19 protein-coding genes are annotated in these 21,437 nt (G+C 60.4%); 7 read left to right on the forward strand and 12 right to left on the reverse strand.

All coding sequences use genetic code 11. The features are described from left to right. Positions 1-13 precede the first annotated feature (13 nt). From GOB87_RS06795 to GOB87_RS06820, 6 genes are read right to left on the reverse strand one after another with little or no spacing between them, the layout of a single operon-like run. Entirely contained in the window at positions 14-493 is a 480-nt protein-coding gene (locus GOB87_RS06795; RefSeq protein WP_166314124.1) for a cytochrome c-type biogenesis protein, read from the reverse strand. Continuing rightward, the gene (locus tag GOB87_RS06800; protein ID WP_166314127.1) at positions 490-1,068 is read right to left on the reverse strand and encodes a DsbE family thiol:disulfide interchange protein; all 579 of its coding nucleotides are present in this window, start codon (positions 1,066-1,068) and stop codon (positions 490-492) included. The genes GOB87_RS06795 and GOB87_RS06800 overlap by 4 nt, the downstream gene beginning before the upstream one ends. After that, positions 1,065-3,044 carry a heme lyase CcmF/NrfE family subunit gene (locus GOB87_RS06805; protein ID WP_166314130.1) on the reverse strand — a complete coding sequence of 660 codons (1,980 nt, stop codon included), beginning with the start codon at positions 3,042-3,044 and terminating at the stop codon, positions 1,065-1,067. Before GOB87_RS06805 ends, GOB87_RS06800 begins: the two co-directional genes overlap by 4 nt. A 55-nt stretch (positions 3,045-3,099) precedes the next feature. After that, the gene (ccmE, locus tag GOB87_RS06810; protein ID WP_166314133.1) at positions 3,100-3,618 is read right to left on the reverse strand and encodes a cytochrome c maturation protein CcmE; all 519 of its coding nucleotides are present in this window, start codon (positions 3,616-3,618) and stop codon (positions 3,100-3,102) included. Beyond that, positions 3,615-3,785 carry a heme exporter protein CcmD gene (locus GOB87_RS06815; protein WP_166314136.1) on the reverse strand — a complete coding sequence of 57 codons (171 nt, stop codon included), beginning with the start codon at positions 3,783-3,785 and terminating at the stop codon, positions 3,615-3,617. Before GOB87_RS06815 ends, ccmE begins: the two co-directional genes overlap by 4 nt. Next, on the reverse strand, positions 3,782-4,570 hold the full coding sequence (locus tag GOB87_RS06820; protein WP_166314293.1) for a heme ABC transporter permease: 789 nt from the start codon (positions 4,568-4,570) through the stop codon (positions 3,782-3,784). The genes GOB87_RS06815 and GOB87_RS06820 overlap by 4 nt, the downstream gene beginning before the upstream one ends. A gap of 207 nt (positions 4,571-4,777) precedes the next feature. Here GOB87_RS06820 and GOB87_RS06825 point away from each other — a divergent pair, with 207 nt between their 5' ends. Together GOB87_RS06825 and GOB87_RS06830 are read left to right on the forward strand one after the other, a co-directional pair. Then, entirely contained in the window at positions 4,778-5,071 is a 294-nt protein-coding gene (locus GOB87_RS06825; RefSeq protein WP_166314139.1) for a YciI family protein, read from the forward strand. Next, positions 5,068-5,502 carry an EVE domain-containing protein gene (locus GOB87_RS06830; RefSeq protein ID WP_166314142.1) on the forward strand — a complete coding sequence of 145 codons (435 nt, stop codon included), beginning with the start codon at positions 5,068-5,070 and terminating at the stop codon, positions 5,500-5,502. The genes GOB87_RS06825 and GOB87_RS06830 overlap by 4 nt, the downstream gene beginning before the upstream one ends. A gap of 145 nt (positions 5,503-5,647) precedes the next feature. Here the strand turns inward: GOB87_RS06830 and GOB87_RS06835 are convergent, their stop codons facing one another. Then, positions 5,648-6,625: an ion channel gene (locus GOB87_RS06835; protein WP_373320713.1), complete on the reverse strand. Its 978-nt coding sequence runs from the start codon at positions 6,623-6,625 to the stop codon at positions 5,648-5,650. A 266-nt stretch (positions 6,626-6,891) separates the two neighbouring features. Here GOB87_RS06835 and guaD point away from each other — a divergent pair, with 266 nt between their 5' ends. The 3 genes from guaD to GOB87_RS06850 all read left to right on the forward strand — a co-directional run bounded on the left by guaD (position 6,892) and on the right by GOB87_RS06850 (position 11,331). After that, positions 6,892-8,229 carry a guanine deaminase gene (gene guaD, locus GOB87_RS06840; RefSeq protein ID WP_264805984.1) on the forward strand — a complete coding sequence of 446 codons (1,338 nt, stop codon included), beginning with the start codon at positions 6,892-6,894 and terminating at the stop codon, positions 8,227-8,229. Between the two features lie 140 nt (positions 8,230-8,369). After that, positions 8,370-10,028, forward strand: a complete 1,659-nt coding sequence (locus GOB87_RS06845) for an OprO/OprP family phosphate-selective porin (RefSeq protein ID WP_166314151.1) — start codon at positions 8,370-8,372, stop codon at positions 10,026-10,028. A 223-nt stretch (positions 10,029-10,251) separates the two neighbouring features. Next, positions 10,252-11,331 carry an aromatic ring-hydroxylating dioxygenase subunit alpha gene (locus GOB87_RS06850; RefSeq protein ID WP_166314154.1) on the forward strand — a complete coding sequence of 360 codons (1,080 nt, stop codon included), beginning with the start codon at positions 10,252-10,254 and terminating at the stop codon, positions 11,329-11,331. Between the two features lie 87 nt (positions 11,332-11,418). On the opposite strand, the gene GOB87_RS06855 is transcribed toward GOB87_RS06850, so the two are convergent. The 3 genes from GOB87_RS06855 to GOB87_RS06865 are packed head-to-tail and all read right to left on the reverse strand — an operon-like array spanning position 11,419 to position 17,332. Continuing rightward, positions 11,419-12,978 (reverse strand): efflux transporter outer membrane subunit, encoded by a 1,560-nt coding sequence (locus tag GOB87_RS06855; RefSeq protein WP_166314157.1) that lies wholly within the window; start codon positions 12,976-12,978, stop codon positions 11,419-11,421. Beyond that, positions 12,975-14,159, reverse strand: coding sequence for an efflux RND transporter periplasmic adaptor subunit (locus GOB87_RS06860; protein ID WP_166314160.1), 1,185 nt, complete (start codon positions 14,157-14,159; stop codon positions 12,975-12,977). Before GOB87_RS06860 ends, GOB87_RS06855 begins: the two co-directional genes overlap by 4 nt. Beyond that, positions 14,159-17,332 carry an efflux RND transporter permease subunit gene (locus GOB87_RS06865; protein WP_166314163.1) on the reverse strand — a complete coding sequence of 1,058 codons (3,174 nt, stop codon included), beginning with the start codon at positions 17,330-17,332 and terminating at the stop codon, positions 14,159-14,161. Before GOB87_RS06865 ends, GOB87_RS06860 begins: the two co-directional genes overlap by 1 nt. A gap of 347 nt (positions 17,333-17,679) precedes the next feature. Here GOB87_RS06865 and GOB87_RS06870 point away from each other — a divergent pair, with 347 nt between their 5' ends. Continuing rightward, entirely contained in the window at positions 17,680-17,919 is a 240-nt protein-coding gene (locus tag GOB87_RS06870) for a (2Fe-2S)-binding protein (protein WP_194303250.1), read from the forward strand. Positions 17,920-18,090: 171 nt separating this feature from the next. Continuing rightward, positions 18,091-19,131: a glycosyltransferase family 2 protein gene (locus GOB87_RS06875; protein ID WP_166314169.1), complete on the forward strand. Its 1,041-nt coding sequence runs from the start codon at positions 18,091-18,093 to the stop codon at positions 19,129-19,131. On the opposite strand, the gene GOB87_RS06880 is transcribed toward GOB87_RS06875, so the two are convergent. Together GOB87_RS06880 and GOB87_RS06885 are read right to left on the reverse strand one after the other, a co-directional pair. Continuing rightward, positions 19,038-20,426, reverse strand: coding sequence for a hypothetical protein (locus GOB87_RS06880; RefSeq protein ID WP_166314172.1), 1,389 nt, complete (start codon positions 20,424-20,426; stop codon positions 19,038-19,040). The two genes, GOB87_RS06875 and GOB87_RS06880, sit on opposite strands and share 94 nt — an antisense overlap. Positions 20,427-20,563: 137 nt before the next feature. Next, positions 20,564-21,355, reverse strand: a complete 792-nt coding sequence (locus GOB87_RS06885) for a DUF2076 domain-containing protein (protein ID WP_166314175.1) — start codon at positions 21,353-21,355, stop codon at positions 20,564-20,566. Positions 21,356-21,437: the final 82 nt, after the last annotated feature.

Consider the following 21,437-nt stretch of genomic DNA (forward strand, 5'->3'; position numbering starts at 1 on the left):
GATGGATCGGACTTCACGCATCACGCCGCACCTCATCCAGCCGCGCCCGCTCCTCCTCGCTCAACGGCGCGGATTCGGGCGTGGAACGCCGACGAAACACGCGCAGCGCCGCGATCACACCCACGAGCAGCGCAAGCAGCGGCATGCCCCAAAGCAGCAACGTACTGATGGTGATCGGTGGGCTGAGGCGAATGAAGTTGCCATAGCGCGCCACCATCCAGTCGATGATCTGCCGGTCGCTCTCGCCTTTGGCCACATGCTCACGCACCACTTTGCGCAGATCCCGCGCCAGCCCCGCGCTGCTGTCCTCAATGGATTCGTTCTGGCACACCAGACAGCGCAACTGCGCCCCGATGGCCTCCGCCCGCGCTTCTTCCCTCGGATCGGGCAGCATCTCAGCGGGATCGTCCACTGCCAGCGCCGCCATGGGAGCCGCGACAAGCAGCACCGCCAGAAGCGGCAGAACGCAGCGCAGACGCGCGAGGCTCCTCATCGTGCCACCTTCGTCAGCGCAGCGTTCAGGCTCGTCCGCACATCTTCATTGTCCAGCCCGGCAGCGCTGTGCCAGACGATCAGGCCTCCCGGCGCGATCAGGAAACTCTCCGGCACGCCCGAGACGCCCCAGTCGATCGCCACCCGTCCCTCACGGTCGCTGCCGATACGGGCATACGGATTGCCAGCGTGTTTCAGCAGCCCCGCCGCGTTCTCGGGCTTGTCCTTGTAGGCCACGCCCCAAATCGGCACCTGTTTCTGCAGATCGAGCAGCGCCTGCATCTCCGCGATGCACGGAATGCACCATGAAGCGAAGAAATTGATCAGCACCGGGCTTTTGAGTGTACGCAGATCAGCCGCCGCAAACCCTGTCCCCGGCGGCTGATCCACCAGCGTGAAGTCCGGCACGGGCCGCCCCGTCACAGGTGCGTTGATGTCATGCGGGTTGAACGCACCGGTCTGCATCCCCGACAGCATCTTCCAGAACGCCACGCCGCATACGCCGGCGCCCACCAAAGGCAGGCCCATCATCAGACGCCGCCGCGTCACATTGTTGCGCTGCTGCTCATCGCTCATTGTGCGGCCACCGTTCCAGCCAGAGGGGCGCGACGCGGTGCGCCCACACGCATCCGGCGATCCGACAGCGACAACGCGCCGCCAAACGCCATGATCAGCGCCCCGAACCACATCCACGGGGCGAGCGGATTGTAGTGCAGCCGCAGCACATAGGTCGGGTCCGCATCCGTGCCGTGCTTGTCACCAATCACGCCATACAGATCCGACAGCCCGTTGGTGTGGATCGCCACATCCGTCGTCGTCTGGTTCTGTGCGTTGAAACTGCGCTTGGAAGGATGCATCACCGTCACCAGATGGCCATGCCGGCGGATTTCGATGGTGCCTTCCATGGCCATGTAATTCGGGCCGGGCGCCATCTTCACGCCTGTCAGTGTCCAGTCATACCCCGCCATGTGCTCGGTCTGCCCGACATGCACCTCCACAATCCGGTGCTGCGCCTGCGACATCGCCGCCAGCCCCAGCACCGTCACGCCCACGCCCGCATGAGCCATGGCCGTGCCGAACACCGCGCGCGGCAGGTTACGCGCCCGCTGGAAGCTCTGGGCCAGCGGCGCCTTGAACAGCGCGATCCGCCCCGCGATATCCGTCACGCTGGAGCCGATCACCCACACCGCCGCCGTTGCGCACAGGATGGGCAGCACGCCCGACAGACCGAAGAGCGACACGGCAAACGCCACGAGTGTCGCCAGCGCCGCCGCCCACAGGCGTTTCATCACCGGCCAGAGCTGCGCACGCTTCCACGGCAGCATCGGGCCGAAGCCCATGAAAATGAACAGCGGAATGGCCAGCGGAATGGTCGCGGCGTCAAAGAACGGCTTGCCCACCGAGATCGTCTTGCCGAACAGCAGCGACATGAACGGCGGATACATCGTGCCCGTCAGCACCACCGCACACAGCGAGCACAGCAGCACGTTGTTGAGCACCAACGCCCCTTCGCGCGACACCGGCGCGAACAGGCCACCCGTCGTGAGCGACGGCGCGCGCCATGCGAACAGCACCAGCGAACCGCCGATCACCACGCCCAGCAGCGCCAGAATGAAGATGCCGCGCGCCGGATCCTGCGCGAAGGCGTGGACCGAATTCAGAATGCCCGAACGCACAAGGAACGTGCCCGAAAGCGAGAAGGAGAACGTGCCGATGGCCAGCAGCACGGTCCAGATCTTCAGCGCCTCACGCTTCTCCACCACGATAGCCGAGTGCATCAGCGCCGTACCGGACAGCCACGGGATGAGAGAGGCGTTTTCCACCGGATCCCAGAACCAGTAACCGCCCCAGCCCAGCACGTAGTAGGACCACCACGATCCCATCGCGATGCCCAGCGTGAGAAAGGACCACGCCGCCACCGCCCATGGCCGCACCCAGCGTCCCCATGCCGCATCGACGCGCCCTTCGATCAGGGCGGCAATGGCAAAGGCAAACGGCACGGCAAAGCCGACATAACCCGTGTAGAGAACCGGCGGATGGAAGGCGAGGCCGGGGTCCTGCAACAGCGGGTTCATGCCCTGCCCGTCCAGAGGGGCGGGCCAGACACGGTCGAACGGGTCCGAGGTGGTGAGACAGAACAGTTCGAAACCCGCGGCCACACCGCCCAGCACCGCAATCACCCGCGCCCGCAGGGCGGACGGCAGATTGCGCCCGAATCCGGCGACGGCGGCGCCGCAGATCCCCAGAATGAGCGCCCAGAGCAGGATGGAGCCTTCGTGGTTCCCCCATACGCCCGTGATCTTGTAGAGCAGCGGCTTGGAGACCGCGCTGTTCTCCACAATATTGGCGACCGAGAAATCATCCGTCACCGCCGCGTTCACCAGACAGGCGAACGCCGCCACCAGCGCCAGCAACTGCCCGACGGCAAGGCCGGGTGCGAGCGCCATCAGGCGGCGGTCGCGCTTCCGCGCCCCACGAAGCGGCAGGATGGCCTGCGCCAGAGCAAACACGCAGGCCAGCGCCAGCGCAAAACGACCCAGTTCGGGACTCATACAGCTTCACTCCAGCCCGAACGGCACCACATCGTCACAACCAACACATTCGCCCTCACCGCGTCTGTCCCGCGGCCTTGGAATCCTTGGATGTCATGGCGTTCCAGCTTGCGGCATTGGGTGGCGGCCCGAATTTCGGATCCCATTTGCCGGATTTCTGCAACGCTTCCGCCACTTCCTTGGGCATGTAGGTCTCATCGTGCTTGGCCAGCACCTCGGACGCGGTGAACGTGCCGTCAGGAGCCATGGAACCCACAGCCACCACACTCTGCCCCTCTCGGAACAGGTCGGGCAGGATGCCTTCGAAGCGTACGGTCACGGCGGCCTGACCGTCCGTGACGTCAAAGATGTTCACCGGCGTCTCGCCATGGCGCTCACGGCGCACGGAGCCTGCCACAACCATGCCGCCCAGCCGCACCGTGCGGTCAGTGGCAGGCGGCTGCGCCTTGACCTGCGAGGGCGCCATGAAAAGCTGGATGTTGGACGAAAACGCCGAGAGCGTGAGCGCGGCGGCCGAGCCGAGGCCCACCACGCAGGCGATCACCAGCCACAGGCGACGGGTCTTGCGTTTCATGCCGAACCTCCGGCCTGTCCGCGCCGGGGCGTTCCACCGCGCGCGGCCTCAAGCGACGCCAACCGCGCCCGATCCCGTCGCAGACGCAACGCGGCACCGATGGAGAGAACAAGCGCCACGCCCAGTGCTAAGCCATAGGACGCCAGAATGTAGGGAAGATGCGTCATGCCGCCTGCTCCGTTGCCGCGTCCCGCGCACGACGCGGGCTGGACAGCAGCGCACGTATGCGACTCTCCATCACCCCTGCCCGCAGACGCGCCACCACGATGGCGGCAAAACCGAGCGTGAAGCCAAGGGTGGAGATGGCCAGCGGCCAGAGCATGGAGTGTGACATGGTGGGCGCACCGGTCAGTGTGATGCTGTCGGGCTGATGAAGTGTGTTCCACCACTGCACGCTGAACTTGATGATCGGCAGATCCACGCCCCCTGCCAGCGCAAGAATGGCGGCCGCCCTGTAGCCACGCTGCGGATCGTCGAAGGCACGGATCAGCGCGATGTGCCCGAGATAGAGAAAGAACAGCACCAGCACAGAGGTCAGGCGCGCGTCCCACACCCACCATGTGCCCCACATCGGCTTGCCCCACAGGGAACCAGTCGCCAGACACACTGCCGTCACGCACGCACCCACCGGCCCGATCTCGACCGCCGCCAGATCGGCCAGCGGATGCCGCCACACCAGCGAGAGCACCGAACAGACCACCAGCGCGAAATAGCCCGAGGACGCCAGCCACGCGCAGGGCACATGCACATACATGATGCGCACCGAATCCCCCTGCTGCCAGTCAGCCGGGGAGAAGAACAGCCCCCAGCCCAGCCCAACGAGCGTCAGCACCAGCGCGGGCCATGTCAGCCACGGCTGCATCCGATCCCCCAGACGCAGGAAGCGACCGGGGTTGGCATAGCGATGAAACAGGGCTCCGGCCCGTCCGGTGAGTGTCGGCGTCGCGCTCAAATTCCGTCCGTTCATGTCGGGGCGTCCGCAAGGAATAGCCCGAAGGATTGATCGCCCCTTATGGCGCAGCGTCCGCGCGCGCGAAAGACGGCCACAAAACCGGGCAGGGGTCGTGCGAGCGCTCCTCCTACACTATCATCGCGTCCCTGACACGGCCCGCCCCCTGCATGGGCGGCCCTCCTTCTGGTCAACGCGGAGCCCTCTTTCATGCTGTTCGCCATCATCTGCACCGACAAACCCGGCTGTTTCGAAACCCGCTCGGCCACCCGTCCGGACCATCTGGCCTATCTCAAATCCCATGCGGAGCGCATCCAGTTCGCTGGCCCCATGATGGGACCGGACGGCAAGCCATCGGGCAGCATCGTCATGCTGGAAGCGGACGATCTCGCCACCGCCCGGGGTTTCGCCGCCGCCGATCCTTACGCCAAGGTGGACCTGTTCGAGAGTGTGATCGTCCGCCCGCTGCGCACGGTGTTCCGCGATGGAGCGCTCGCGGAATGACCACCGCGCCGCGTGGCTACTGGCTCATCAAGTCCGAGCTGGACGCCTTTTCATGGGATGAGCAGGTCACGAACGACGTGGAGCCTTGGACCGGGGTGCGCAACCATCAGGCCAAAAAGAATCTCGCGGCCATGAAGAAGGGCGACCGCGCTTTCTTCTACCACTCCAATGTGGGCCGCGAGATCGTGGGTGTGGTGGAAGTCGCGCGGGAAGCCTATCCCGATCCCACCGCCGAATCCGGCGCATGGGTGTGCGTGGATGTCAAAACCGTCGCCCCCATGCCTCGGCCGATAACACTGGCGGAAATCAAGGCCACTCCTGCGCTCACGGACCTCGCTCTGGTGCGGCAGTCACGCCTGTCCGTCGTGCCGGTCTCCCCTGAACACTGGACCATTCTGTGCGACATGGGTGGCTGGGGCGGATGCGACTGATACCAGCATTCTCGGAAACTGGGGTTTGTCTCGCCTCGGCAGAAATCACAGACTCCCGGCTTCCCAAGGTCACGGTCTTTGGTGGGGTGGCTCCATTTAGCTGCCGCCGAAAAGGTCAATCGTAAGGGCGTTGGTATAGCCGCCGTCAGCCGACCGGGGCATCCTCCTCCGCGTGCTTGCGTTCCTCGGTATCGTGGAAGCGGGAATAATCCACGGCAATGCCGCCGTTGGGCCGCGTATGCACGATGTCCACGAAGCGATGGTTCCACAGAACACGATCGAACGCATAGGCCGTCCGGGCAAACACGGTCTGCCCCATGGCCTCGTCCGTGCCGGTCACCGTCACCACGATCTCGGCCTCTTCCGAATCCAGTTCCTTGAGTGAGTGCTGGTGCAACGGACTTGTCTCGGTGATGACATGCGCCAGCACAAAGGCAAAACGCAGCACCGGCACATGCGCCTGCACCAGAAGCAGCGGCTCGAACTGACGCTCCAGATGACCATCCGCCGTGACCGTCAGGCGGGATAGCGCCACCTCCACATCCAGCGACAGGATCACGCTGCGGCGACAGTTGGCCAGCCGGATGCACAGCGCGGACACGCCATTCTCGTCCGAGATCACCGCCTGATTGCTGAACATGATCCGCGCCTTGGGGCGAGCGATACGGGCGAACACGGCTCCCGTGGCCAGCGCGTTGATCATCATGCCCAGCAGCGCCTCGACCGAGACGACGGAATTGGTCCATGTCCCGGTGGGCGACCACACGCCATATCCGATGGTGGAGAGCGTCTGCACGCTGAAGAAGAACAGATCCGCCAGATCGGGCGCGTGCGGACCGCTCACCTCACCCGGCGCGATGGCATAAAGCAGAGCGAAGGCAAGATTGATGAGCACATAGGCCAGAAAGGCCCAACCCACGAAAGCACCCCAGCTTGCGGTCAGGGCGTGATGATAAAGGTCCGACCACATGGCGTCATGCACGCCCACGCGCACCACATCGTCATGTGTCTTGTCTTCCAGTGCGTGCGCACGGAAACGCCGGACCGCCTCCCGCGTGGTGATCCGCTTCGCGTCCCCTTGATCCTTCCCGCCAGTCTCGCGGGCCGCCTTCGGAGCGGCCACCGCTTCATCGGGAACTCCCTTCTCTCCCCATGTCCGCCCCTCGGAGGAGGTGTCGTGCGCATTCAGACGCCGCCAGATCTTCTTCACCGTTGCCTCTTACTTTCTTCGATGAACGAGCCGGGCCATCGAACCACCCCTTTCCCTCACCGATAAGCCGCCCCCATCGTCCTGACCATGGGAGGCCCACGCATGGAACCCCCGCATTCCATGCCGTGACACATGCGCGTTATCGTCGCGTCTCCAGCCTCAGCCGAAAGAGACCGCCCGTGAAGTCTGCTGCCCCTACCGCCCTGCGCGGACGCATCGTCACTTTCCGCGCCGATCCTTTCGCAACCGATCCCTCCTCCGCTCTGTTGATCGAAGAGGACGGCCTTATCCTGATGGAAAACGGCCAGATCAACGCCGTGGGGTCCTACGACCGACTCCGCCATCGGCTTTCTCCCGACACGACACTCGTGTCTTACGGCAAGGCACTGATTTCGGCGGGCTTCATCGACACGCATGTGCACTACCCCCAGCTTCCCGTCATCGCGTCATGGGGCGAGCAGCTACCACAATGGCTGGAGCGCTATGTCTTTCCCGCCGAGGCCGCCTTTGCAGACCCGCAGCTTGCCCGTGACGTAGCCCGGCGCTTCCTGCGTGAACTCATGCGCGCAGGCACCACCACAGCCTGCGCGTACTGCACGGTGCATCCCCAGTCGGTTGACGCATTCTTTACCGAATCCGAGCGTCTAGGCACCCGCATGATCGCCGGCAAGGTGCTGATGGATCGCAACGCACCTGCCGAGTTGCGCGACACAGCTGCCAGCGGCCATGCTGAGTCGAGCGCCCTGATCGCCCGCTGGCACGGTCGAGGCCGTCAGCTTTATGCCGTCACACCCCGCTTTGCCATCACCAGCACACCAGAACAGCTCGAAGCGGCGGGCGATCTCCTGCGCACGCATGACGGCGTGTATCTGCAAACGCATCTGGCGGAGAACATGGAGGAAATCGCCACCGTGCGCCGCCTTTTCCCCGAACGCAGCTCCTATCTGGATGTCTATGACCACGCCGGACTGCTCGGCCCGCGCTCGGTGTTCGGCCATGCCATTCACATGACGGAGACCGATTTCTGCCGCTGTCACGAGACGGACTCTGCCCTTGCCCATTGCCCCACATCCAATCTGTTCCTCGGCAGTGGGTTGTTTCGGGTGTTTGACGCGCTCGATCGCCGTCGCCCGGTGCGTGTGGGGCTGGGCACGGACATTGGCGCCGGCACCTCGCTTTCGCATCTCCGCACCATGGGCGAAGCCTACAAGGTCGCGCAGTTGACGGGGCGAAGCCTGCATCCGGCGCAGGCGCTCTGGCTCGCGACAGCCGGGGCCGCCCGCTCGCTGTCACTGGACACGCAGATCGGCACGATTGCGCCCGGAATGGAAGCCGATCTGTGCGTGCTCGATCCCTGCGCCACGCCCCTCCTGCGCTACCGCACGGAGCGTTGCGCAAGCATTGAGGAATTGCTCTTCGTATTGATGACATTGGGGGATGAGCGTTGCGTGAAAGCCACATGGGTGGCGGGTCGCCTCATTCATGAAAATGCTGGCGACACAAGCTCCGAACGGTGATGGCGCACGTTTTTCCACACCCCATGCACAAAAGACACACTGCAACAGAACTGCAATATTAATGTCACCGAGCCTTCACCCCGTTACGCGAGGAGAAAGATTACCACCCGGTCATCCCACTGCGCCGGATAGCGAGAGAGATGACCCTGTCCCCCCGTTCTGTTCTGCTTGCCCTGACCATGCTGAGCGGCGCCTCAGCCGTCATGGTTCACCCCGCCAACGCTACAACGTCCGACAGCGCGGAAGTTGCAGCCCTTCGTCGTGAAATGGCCGAGATGCGCCGCGAGATGTCGGTGATGCGCTCCGAACTGCGCACGCAGGCACCCTCAGCGGCCAAGGCCGCTCATGGGCGCCATGTCGCGGCCAGGCACACGGCCCCCAACTACAACAGCGCGCCTGAGCAAGGCATTGCCTTCAATCAGCCTGCCAAGGTTTCCTACCACGCCTCTGGCGATGGTCGTCCCGTATCGGATCGCGGCATCGTCAGTTCGTGGGAAGACTTCAAACGTGCGTCCGCCGACACTGAAGTGGTGCAGGTCGGCGGCATGAAGATCGGCTTCCCCGGCGGTCGCCCGACCATCCAGTCCGAAGACGGCAAATACGCTTTCTCCATCGGTCTGGCCTTCCATGAAGACTTCGGTGGCTTCATGGGCGTGAGCGGTGCCGGCACTCAGGCTAAATCCAGCCAGAAGTTCAACTCCTTCACCTCCAACGCCCGTCGTCTGCGTGTGCCGATGACCTTCCGCTACAAAGACTGGGTGGCCAACGTCACACCAGACTTCGGTGCGGGCAACAACGACGGCACCGTTGGCCTCTATGAAGGCAACCTGAACTACGCCGGACTGCGCAACACCATCCTGACCGTCGGTTACTTCCAGCCGCGTGTGACGGAAGAAGACGCCGAGAGCTCCAACGACTTCGAAATGATGGAGCGTCCGGGCATCACCGACATGGTGCGTAGCATCGCAGCCGGTGACGCCCGCTTCTCAATCGGCGGCATGCATTACGAAAAGCGCTGGTGGGTGGGTGCCTACTTCACCGGTCAACAGTTCGGCGGTCGTAACGCCAGCGGTTACTATGGCGGCGACGGCAACATCAATGACAGCCAGACGGGCGGCCTCGTCCGCGCGGCCGGTCGTCCGGTGGCCACCAAGGACTGGGATGTTCACCTGGGCATTTCCGCCATTTCGGCTTTCAAGCCAAGCAATGGCACCCATGGTCGTTCGTTCAGCCTGAGCCAGCGCCCCGAGGTCAATCTCGGGGAATCCAGCATGCTCAGCACCGGCACCATCACGAATGTGGCCCAGGTCTGGGCGGCGGGTCCTGAGTTCGCAATGCGCTGGAAGCGGTTCGTGCTCAAAGGTGAGTACTATCATGTCGGCGTGACACGCGGTCATGAGACGCTGGGCGGGCAGGCCATGCACTCGCTCAACTTCGACGGCTGGTATGTCGCGGCCAACTACACGCTCTTCGGCAAGGCCCGCGCCTACAACATCAAGGAAGGCGCCTTCGCCGCTCCGGGTGTTCCGGAATCGCAGGAGTTCAACCCGGCTCATGGAACATGGGGCGCGCTGGAAATCTCCGGTCGCTACAGCGAAGCGGACCTCAACAGCCGCGTCAACTCGGCCGATGGTATCCGTGGTGGACGCCAGCAGGTCTGGTCGGGTGGCCTGAACTGGTACCCCAACCGCCACTTCCGTGTGATGGTCGATTTCAACCACTTCACCGACGCCCACACGTCTCTGACCATCGCGCGCCACGGCAACTCGCTTGCCGCCCGCGTGCAGGCCGCTTTCTGAAGACACGTCAAACTGTCGGCAGAGTGCCAAAGGGTGGGAGCTTTAGGCTCCCACCCTTTTTCCTTTTGTAAAAACAGTTCTGAATTGATGACGATTTTTCAAATGTCACGAAGCATTACAATTTCGCTCGAAACTTAAATTCCGCCCAAAAACCTCTTTGCGCTTACATTTCATTTATCCCACTGCGGCATCCGAAACCATTCTCGGGAGACGCATTCCGCCCATGACACCGATTTATCCTTTTTCGTCTGTTTCTCAGCCCTATCCACAACACCAGTGGTACATCGCCGGATGGAGTGGAGAAATCACCACAACTCCGCTGCGTCGGAAAATGTTCGGTCGGGATCTTCTGCTCCTGCGCACCCGCAATGGAGACGTTAAAGCTCTTACAGCCCTGTGCCCTCATCGTCAGATGCCGCTCTGTGCCGATAACCAGAAAGCCGATCGACTGATCTGCCCCTATCACGGCGCGACATTTGACCAACAAGGACACTGCGTAAGCCTGCCGTTTCAGACACACATTCCCCAAGGAATGGACCTGACACCCTTCCCCGTCGTCGAGCAGGCCCCTTTTGTGTGGATCTGGGCTGCTCCGGAAGAACCCGCAGACATGAGCCGCCTGCCGGACACAAGCATCTTATTCCCCGCCGATGACAAGAAAATTCTGTTTGGAACGGGCACATGCCATGTGCGTGCCCGATCGCAGATCGTGCTCGAAAACCTGTTCGATCAGTCGCACATCAGTTTCACGCACCCCAAGACACTCGGCACGCGCGACATTGAAAACGGTCCCACCAAAGCCTGTTCCATCGTCGAAGAACCGAACCGGATCTCCTTTCAGCATCCCGCCAGAAAGCATCCGACATCCCCCGATATCGCAGCGCTCTTTCCAAACATCGGCCCCATTACAAGCGTGCAGAGTCGCGCCGAATTGTTCGGTGTTTCCCTTGTGGTCGCGGCAGGATCGGAAATCATTTCCTGCAATCAGGAAGGGCAACCCGGACAGACAATGGGCCGGCTGGAGTTCCTTCACGGCATCACACCGGAAACCGACACCAGCACGCACTATCACTTCGCCATCCTGCGTGATTTTTCCACTGACTGCGATGAACTTTCGGATCTCTATTCCGAACGAAACCGCTCAGTGATTACAGAAGATATTCGCATCCTCGATGCCATAGAACCGCATCTTTCCACAGCTGACGGGCGTCACGAACCCAACTTCACAAGCGACGCCGAAGCCATCCATATCCGTAGACGGATCGAAGCTCTCATCCGCGAGGAGAGCACGGTGATGGACTGATCTTGGCCGCCACCGCCCCGTGAAATCCACCTTTCAGGAAGCTGACCCCGCTCGCAACGCAGAGAAGGCGAAACGTCCTACCGGCCGTTACCGCGCCAAAATGGCAGTTTGTCCTCCAGCCACAAGATTCTCGAATTTCTGCGGCGCCACCGATGAAATGCCACCAGCGGGTTCTGGATGATGCAGATGATCATACTGAAAGACATCGAACGTCATGGTGTCATCGGGCGTCGGCAAGAGTCTGTCATTCCACCCACCACCCAGAGCGCGAATCAGCCCCACGGACGCCTGAACGGACCGCACCGCCACCTGAACTTCCGCAATCCGTGCATCGAGGGCAGCCTCCTGCGCCACAATGGAGTCGAGATAGTTCGAGAGACCGCCCTTGTAGAGCGTCATGGTCATGTCCTGCATGTCCATAGCCGTATGGACCGCCGCCTTCAGCCGCATGTCCTCCTCACGAAAGAGGTGCATACGGGACTGTTCGTCCTCGACCTCCCGAAATCCAGCCAAAACGGTTGACCGATAATCGTCGCGTGTCTCCCGATAGGCCGCCCAGGAATATTGCAACGCCGCCCGTCTCAAGCCGCCTTCAAAGATTGGCATCGACGCCGTTGCTCCGTAACTCCATGCGCTGTTCGCCAGTTTTGCAAGATCGAAGCCATTGGCATGAAACCCGCCATCTGCATGAAGAGAGATGTGCGGATAAAAGGCCGCTCGTGCCACGCCGATGGAGCGGTTGGCCTGTGCCATCACGCGCTCGGCCGCCGCAATATCAGGACGGCGCTGAAGAAGTTCGGATGGCACACCCGACGGAACGCCCAGTTGTTGAAGAGAGAAACTCTGCGCCGGCTCCAGATGAAAACTTTCCGGAGCCGTGTTGGTGAGCACCGCAATGGCGTGCTCGGTGACCTCCCTCTGGGCACGAACATCCAGTTCCGCGGCTTGGGCCACGTAAAGACGGTTCTCCGCACGAGCGAGATCGAGGCGGGGAGCGGCCTGATTTTCAAGTTGCGTGCGCGTCATGTCCACGGCCTTCTGATAATAGGCGATGGACTGACGATAAATCGCATCCTGTGCATCATAACCACGCAGCGCGATGTAATCGCTGGCCACTTCCGCCTCCAGACTGAGCCGCGCGCCCGCAAACTCGGCCGCCTTCTGCTGGGCGGCGTATTTGCTCATCCGGACCTGATTGCGAATCTCAGACCACAAGTCAGGCTCCCATGACACCAAACCGCCATAGAACTCATCCGTCTGCGTGGTCGCCCCCTTGTAGCGAAACAAAGCATCTGCGGACTGCTTGTTGTCGGAGGCGCCAAAAGCAAGACCCACATGCGGAAGCAGATCGGCACGGGCCCGCATGACCAATGCACGGGCCTGCACAAATCGTTCCGCCGCCGCCTGAAGGTCCGCATTTTGATCGATCGCGCGAGCTTCAAGCCCGTCCAGCACCGGATCACCGAACAGATGCCACCAGTCTGTGGGAAGCTGTGCATCCGCCGGCGTCGCCTGCGCGAAAGGCGCCTGTCCTGTCCAATTCTCCGGCACCACGAAGTGTGGGGCTTCATACCGCGGCGCAAGATCGCAGCCGGACAGCGCAAGGGCCGCGCACACACCGGCAGAATTACGAAGAGAGATCTTCATCCGTCGATCTCCTCATCCGCATGCCCATAACCCTTCTCCGGCACGACCACCCGCACTTCCTGCCCTTCCAGAAGATCGGCTGGTGGATTGCGTATGATCCGATCCGAGGGCTGAAGCCCCGAGATCACATCGGTATGGGTGTCCGCCATGCGCCCCACCGTGATGGAGCGGAAATGCGCATGATTATCCGCCCCCACCACTGCCACCTGCATACCCTCTTCCTGAAACACCAGCGTCGCCGTGGGAATGCGCCACATATTCCCTTCTGCCGGAGCTTTCAGATACACGGACGCGAATGTTCCCGGCCAGAGCAGATGATCCGGATTTTCTATAGTAAATTCCGTCACGGCTGTGCGCGTGTTTGGATCGTATCCTTTCGCCACGGTCAGAAACTTGGCCTCGAACGTATGATCGGAAAACTGGGGCACGGACACCGTGGCGGTCAGTCCGGGCTTGAGCATATAAGAAAAAACCTCCGGCACAGAAACGAACAGACGCATTCTGTGCATGTCGGCCACAACGAACATCTGGCTCGCCTCGCCCCCTTCCTTGTGTTCTCCCCCGCCCACACTGACATAGTCACCCACATTGATATCGCGCGAGGTCACCGTTCCATCGAAAGGTGCCACAATCGTCTTGAATTTTTCCAATGCGGAAAAACGATCGAGATTATGCTGGGAGGCTTCCATCTCCGCATAGCCCGATTTGCGGTTTGCGTCCGCAACCGAAACGGACTGTCCCGAAACCGCCTGCGATTTCGCCATAGCGTGCCAGCGCCCGGCACTCACGACAGCAAGGTTGTACTTCGCTGCCTGCGCATCGAGATCGGCACGAGCCTGCGCGTATTGCGCGTCAAGACCCGGTGCATTGATCTCAGCCAATGTGTCTCCAGCTTTCACATCGGCACCGAAGTCCTTATACCACATCTTCACATATCCGGAGGCCTGTGGGTAAATCGGGGCCTGATACCAGGCATCAATGGTGCCCGGCAGCGTGATGGCAAGCGTTTTGGCGCCCGGTTCGGGTGTCACGACCTCAACATCTGGAACGGCGTTGTAAACCGTTGTTGTCCTGACTTCATGGGAAGCGTGCAGACGCTCCACCACGACATATCCGCACGCCACCACGAGAGCGAGACCACACGCGGACATTGCCGCATGCTGACGGAACGAGCGGGCCATTACACGGTCTCCTTGCGAAGGGTCTTGCGTCCATAAAGAATGGCATAGACGCAGGGAACAAAAAGAAGAGTCGAGATCGTGGCGACAATCAGTCCCCCGATTACGGCTTTGCCAAGCGGAGCATTCTGCGAATTGCTGATCGCCATCGGAACCATGCCGACAATCATTGCGCTGGCGGTCATGATCACAGGACGGATGCGGCCATAACCAGCCTCCAGCGCAGCACGTAGCGGCTCTCCATGTTCCTCGAGCCGTTCTCGGGCATAAGACACCACGAGGATGGAATTGGCCGTGGCCGTTCCCATGCACATGATGGCTCCAGTCAATGCCGGAACGGAGAGGTGCGTGCGTGTAAGGAACAGGCTCCACGCAATCCCCGCCAGCGCCCCGGGAAGAGCCGAGATGATAATGAAAGGATCAAGCCATGATTGGAAATTTACAACGATCAGCAGATAGATCAGGACAATCGAGAACACGAGTCCGCCCACGAGTTCGGCATACGCTGTGCTCATGGTTGCGGCCTGTCCTTCGATATCCACAGCCGCACCACGTGGCACACTTCCCCGCATGGAATCCACGGCTGCCTGAACATCCTTGAACACACTGCCCAAGTCCCGTCCTTCGGCCGAAACATAGATGTCAAAGGCCGGCATGGAATTGTAGTGCGAGACTTCTCCGGGTGTACCGATGGCGCGAATCCGGCTCATGGCGCCCAAAAGCTGCATGCCTTTGCCCGAAGGATCCCCATCTCCCTTGTCCACAGGAATGGTCAGGAGATCGTTGTAGTGTGTAAGTTGATCCTGCGAGACATACGTATTCAACGTGAACGTGACGCCCATCTTTGGATCGAACCAGTATTGCGGATCCACCTGAGAGCTGCCGGAAAGAGTCATCAACTCATTATCCGCCAGACTTCCTTCCTCAATGCCTGTGGCCTGCTCAAAGGTACGGTCTCCCTCCACGAAAAGAGTCGGTGTACGCATCGTCTGCTGGAGGGAAATATCAGCAGCCCCCGATATCTTTCGGAAACGACCGGCCAACTGCACAGCGTAGTCATATCCTGCCTGCAGGTCGGGACCGGTCACCTTTACATCCAGTGGGGAGGGTGAGCCGAAATTGAGGATCTTGGCCGTCAGATCCGCAGGCTGGAACGTGAACACCGTTCCGGGAAAACTGGCGGACAGGCCGCGACGAAGGACCGCGCGATAATCCCATACCGGTGACGCCTCGTCCGTGAGCGAAATTGTCAGGTCGCAATCCTGAGCGCCGAGCGTGGGCGTGGGAATGAACGCCTGATTATGAGGCCCTTCGGGAAGTCCGCAGTTGCTGACGACATCTCTTATCTTTCCCGGCAGGAGCTGCCCGATCCGGTCACTCACAAGAGTGGCGATACGTCCGGCCACTTCAATGCGGCTGCCCAAAGGCGCGCGCATGTGCATCTGCAACTGATCGGATTTGATCTCGGGAAAAAAGTCACGTCCCACCACCCCATACAGGCCACATGAGAGGATCGACACACCGAGAAACAGGCCCACGAACCGGCTCCGTCTTTCGATCAAACGCAAGAGAAGTATTCTGTAATTTTCACGAAATGTCGTGAACTTGCGTTCGAATCCCTTCTGGAATCGTGTGAAGGCATTATATCCGTGAGGGAGTGCCTCATGCTCCTGTCCGTGCGCCCCAACCTGCACATGACCAGCGAAAAGGAACTTCGCCATGGTCGGCACGAGTGTGCGGGAGAGAATAAACGACGCCACCATCGCAAAGATGATGGCCTCGGCCATAGGCATGAACAGCCATCCGGCCACACCATCAAGGGCGAAGAGAGGCAGCCAGACGATGCATATGCAGGTCGTGGACACGAAAGTCGGGATGACGATCTGGTTGGCAGCATCGATGATGGCCTCCTCCAGTTCCTTTCCCATCTCCAGATGTGTGTCGATGTTTTCGATCATCACCGTGGCGTCATCGACAAGAATACCGACGGCCAGAGCCAGACCGCCCAGTGTCATCACGTTGATGGTCTGACCGGCCCAACCAAGCCCCACGATGGAACACAGGATGGCGAGAGGAATGGACGTCGCGATGATGACAGTAGAGCGCCACGACCCGAGAAAAAGCAGAACGACGAGCCCGGTGAGGATGGCCGCCGTCACCATCTCACGCAGAACATCTTCGATAGAATCGACAACAAACCCGGATGCATCGCTGAGCACGCTCAATTTCGCGCTTGTCGGCAACACGGCCTGAAGACGCGGCATCAGGTTCTTCACGCCATTCACCACATCGAGCGTAGACGCTTCACCGCTTTTCATGACCACCATGATGACGGACTGACGTCCCTTCACCAGTACGCTGTTCGTCTGGGGATGACCGCCGCGATACACATTGGCGACATCACGAATATAGACGACCGCATTGCCCGACCGCGTGATGGGAATGGCCGCAATGTCTTCGAGTGTGCGGGGAGCGGCATTGGTCTGCACCATCCAGTCGGTGGGGCCGATCTTCTGGTCACCTGCCGGTCGAACCACGTTCTGGCGGTCCAACGCGTTCTGCACATCCATGGCCGAGAGGTGATGTGCCTGAAGCTGCATCTGGTTCAGGGCGATCATCACGAAATTGTCCATGCCACCGTAGGGTTGCGGCACGACGGCACCGGGCACTGTCACGAGAAGGGAACGCAACCGGATAAACGCCAGCTTGAACAGATCGGACGGCGTCATGGTGTCGGATGTGAGTTTGAGCGTGATGACGGGAACCGACGACGCTTCGAGCCGCATGATCATCGGCGCGGCGATATGTTCGGGAAGCTGCTGGATGACCGTCTGCGAGATAGCGGTCACGTCCGCTTCCGCCGCACCGATGTCGGTGCCGGGCTGGAAATATATTTTTACAATTCCACGCCCGTAATAGGAGTCTGCCTCCATGTGTTCGATGCCTTCGACGGTGGAGGTCACCCCCTGCTCGAAGTTGTACATGATGCGTCCGGCAAACTCCTCGGGCAGCATGCCCGAATAGCTCCACACGACTGCAATGGCCGGTATCCGGATATTTGGAAACACGTCAGTCGGTGTTTTTCGTACCGAAAGAATGCCGAGGATCACGATAAGAATTGAAAGGACGATAAAGGTGTACGGCCGCTTCAGAGCGGTGACGACAATCGCGTTCATCAAGCTTCCTTGCCCTGAAAGAACGTGGACGTCTCACCCCGCCACATGCGGGAAGACTTTTCCTCCCGAAGCAGCGCCCTGCGTGTCGGCCCTGCGCGCTCCAGACATATTATGACATACAATCATTTATGGAATACCTGCCATGCGTTGAACGCTTAAATTATTGTCACGTCTGCGTAATCAAGAGCACTGCTTTGCGCGTCAATTAGAGTGTCGCGGCCTTGCTAGCCATCAGGATGCGCCAGAAATGCCGCTCGACTGAGATCAAGCCCGGCACAGGAAACGCTATTGCGAAGCGTTATCAATATCCCTATGTAGGTCTGACCACATAGTCATGAGGCGTGGGAATGTATGTCTGTGCCTGCAACGGTCTGACCGACAAGGATGTCCACGACGCCGTGGACGCCGGAGCGCGCAAACCGGGTGAAGTCTATGCCGCTCGCAAATGCCGCGCCCAATGCGGCAACTGCGTCAAGGGAGTTGTCTGCCTGCTACGCGAAGCCATGCGGAACCGGGAAACCATGCATCCCTTCACGGAAAAAATGCCCCCATCAGCCCCTCCGCCCGAAGGCCATGCGGTCGCCTAACGCCACGGGACATTCCCTTCCTATGAAGAAAACGGTGCAAGAACACTGTCTTAAACTCTTGCTTTCAGGATGGTCGCCAACGTTTCTGCTTTAGGGCACGGTCACGCTAGAATTGTCGTGATGGGGTCTCAGCCAGAGACCGCTACACGCATTGCATGGTGACATCCGAACTTGGCCTCTGACCGTCTTTCCCTCATCACCCCTTTCCATAATGAAGCGGAAGTTGTCGGGCATTTTGCACGAACCCTGCGCCCGATTCTGGATGCCATTGCCGATACGGAGTGGGAAATTCTCTGTATTGATGATGGAAGCACCGACAACACCCTTTCCCTCCTTCTGGAGGAAGAAGCGAGGGATCCCCGCTTCCGGATCATCGAATTCTCCCGCAATTTCGGTAAGGAAGCCGCGCTGACCGCCGGCCTTGATCTGGCGACTGGACAGGCTGTGGTGGTCATGGACGCCGATCTCCAGGACCCACCCGAGCTGATTGGCCAGATGGTGGAAAAATGGCGGGCCGGTGCGGACGTCGTACAGGCCCGCAGAGTGGATCGCTCATCCGATTCCGTAACCAAGCGTGTGACTGCGTCGTGGTTCTATGCGCTCCACAACCGACTTGCCACAATCCGCATTCCGGAAAATGTCGGTGATTTCCGGCTCATGGATCGCTGTGTGGTCTCTGCGTTGAAACAACTTCCCGAGCGCCAGAGGTTCATGAAAGGTCTTTTTGCATGGGTAGGTTTTCACACGGAGACACTCGATTACGTCCGCCCCACACGCTCTGCGGGCAGCACCAAGTTTTCAGGCGTGCGTCTGTGGAATTTCGCTATTGAGGGACTGACAAGCTTTTCCACCCTGCCGCTGCGTGTGTGGAGCTATATCGGGATGATCGGCGCATTCCTGACGTTGCTCTACGGATTTTTCATTGTCATCCGGACCATGGTCTTCGGAAATCCGGTGCCGGGCTATGCGTCCCTGTTCTTTGCCGTGACGTTTCTGGGCAGTCTCCAGATCATGAGTGTCGGCATACTTGGCGAATATATCGGTCGAATCTACATGGAGACCAAAGGACGCCCGATTTACGTGATCCGCCGCCTGCACGCATGCAAAAACGATACATCTCAAGGTTCAGGGCCGACCTTCACACTCAGCGATGATTTACCAAATCGCGCCATGATACCCGACGCAAACCACGGCACATCATCTTTCTCCTGAAGGCTCCAATATCCTCTCGGAATCGTATTGGCTGCCAGAAGTTGTCCGTCCGGACCAACCTCAAGTGTCATACCACTGTTTTGCGCATAACCAGAACGCCAGCTTGCCTGACGCGCGGCGATAACCTCCCGGCTGACATGCCAGTCCGAGAGAAAAGGTACGGCACGAAAAGCCACAAGCAAAAGAAGAACAATCAGAAGTCCGGCCTGTCGAGCAAACCTGAAGGCACATCCTGTCAAACCGCCCAGAGTCAGAATGGCCAGCAGGAACATGCCACTGCGCATAGTGTGATGGCGTTCGCAGCATAGTATGCCGAACTGATGATAGGCCGAGACGACCGACATGGCGGCCCCACACATCAAGGCGACGAACCAACAGAGCAGAAGTCCTCTCCCCCGAAAGGCAGGTCTGTCAGAAGAAGCATCGTTCAAGACCAGCCACGGTAGAGTCAGTTTTATCAGCACAGCCAGAATGAGTGGCACGCCGGTTATCCCAAGCACCTCGTGCCCCAGAGTGGGCACCGAAGCCAGCAGGCTTCGTCCCCACGATCCGGCCAGACCGGTCCCGGCTTCCATGATTTCGTGGTGACTAACCCCTCGGTGACTCAACAGAATCCCTATGACGGCTGCACTGCCCAAAACCGGCGCAAGAAGCGTCATTGACCATGCATGCCCACGCTTCCCACTACCCGGCATCATGGCCACCAACAGAGCAAAGCTCCCTACTGTTACGGCTCCGACCTCCGAAGAAAATGCCGCCACAAGCAGAGCACCGGACAGCACCCAAGCCGTTCGCCCAGTCCATGCGCGTCCGTCCAGCAGCAGCATCGTCACGACCGCCAGCCCTCCCCAAAGAGGAAGATAGGCCACTGCCGCCATCGGCCAGAAAAAGACTTCGCCCGGCCTATCCAGCAACAGGAACAGCGCAAACCAGATCATTGCCCGGCCAACTGGTTGCCTTGCACGCGCGATCCATCCCGCTCCACTTACCCCCAGAAGGGTGAAGAGCCAGACGCAACCGAGAAAGCTCCCGATCAGCGGTCGATCAAACGCATTGGATACACAAAAATAAAGATAAGATAGGGACTCCGCGACTGGACGGGGGCTCCAGCCGGTAATGCGTTCCCACACACCCGACAGGCCCGTATTCCGCGCGTACAGACTCAGAGTGTATTCATCACCCTGCCAACGCCCGGCACTCAGCAGCCCCGCATGAGCAAGAATGACAGAAAACGCCAGTCCGATCAGAAAGAAACACAGGAATGTGCCGATGACCTCTTTTTTTCTATCGGACATCGTAATCTCTTATCCCTGCAAACCAGTTCGGACTTATTCAAGACAAGACTATCTATATTTTATTACTTTTCACGCAAAAGGCCCGGCTGACAACACAGCAGCCGGGCCTTCCTGTAATACTGTAAAATAGAAACCGATCAGAACGACTGATCGTCCCCACCGCCCCAGTCATCACCGCCGCCACCGAAATCAGCACCGCCACCATCGCCCCAGCCGGCGTCATTGCCACCGGCATCGAAGTTCGGATCGGCGGTTGTACCTGCTCCCGCGAACGGATCGGCTCCCCCGGCAGCGGCATCGCCATAATTGTTGTTGATGATGGTCTCGTTCGGTGCGCCCCAGCCGCCAGCCGCATCACCGGCTCCAGCGTCATGATGCCCGCTGAACAGACCTTCAAGCGCGTTGGCCGCCATCATGCCGCCCGCAACACCTGCCGCCGTGGTCAATGCGGAGCCAAGGAAGCCTGAGCCACCCTGACGGAACATGCCCGGCTGAAATCCCGGAGGCAGAGGCTGCATCTGGGGTGCCTGTGGCCGGGCATAACCCTGTTGAGCACCACCCCAGCCCGGGGCTGCCTGCGGGCGCTGCTGACCACCACCGAACAGGCCACCAAGGAAACCACCCGAGCCGCCCTTTGGCTGCTGCTGGGCCTGCTGGAGCGCCTGTTGCGCCTGCTGAAGCTGGAACTGAAGCTCGCGGATACGATTCTGCGCTTCCACCAAAGCAGCTTCCTGCACCACGGCCATCTGCGTGATGCGATAGCGGGCTTCGGGATATTTCTGGAAGTTCTGGGCAATCCACTGATCGGCCTGCGGGTCGATCGGCGGAAGCGCCTGCTGGGTGGACGGCACGCTGCCGAACCCGGCCTGCGGTGCACCACCCACACGGGCGATAAACTTGGCGATCAGATCGCGTTCCTGGTCATTCATCCTGCTTCACTCCACGCCGGCCCCTCTATGGGCCCTCGTCCTTATCCGCTCTGGGTATCGGATCGGTTTATCTTCACCATGC

Origin of the sequence: Acetobacter estunensis, from assembly GCF_011516945.1 — a bacterium.
In the GTDB taxonomy this organism is placed as follows: Bacteria; Pseudomonadota; Alphaproteobacteria; order Acetobacterales; family Acetobacteraceae; genus Acetobacter; species Acetobacter estunensis.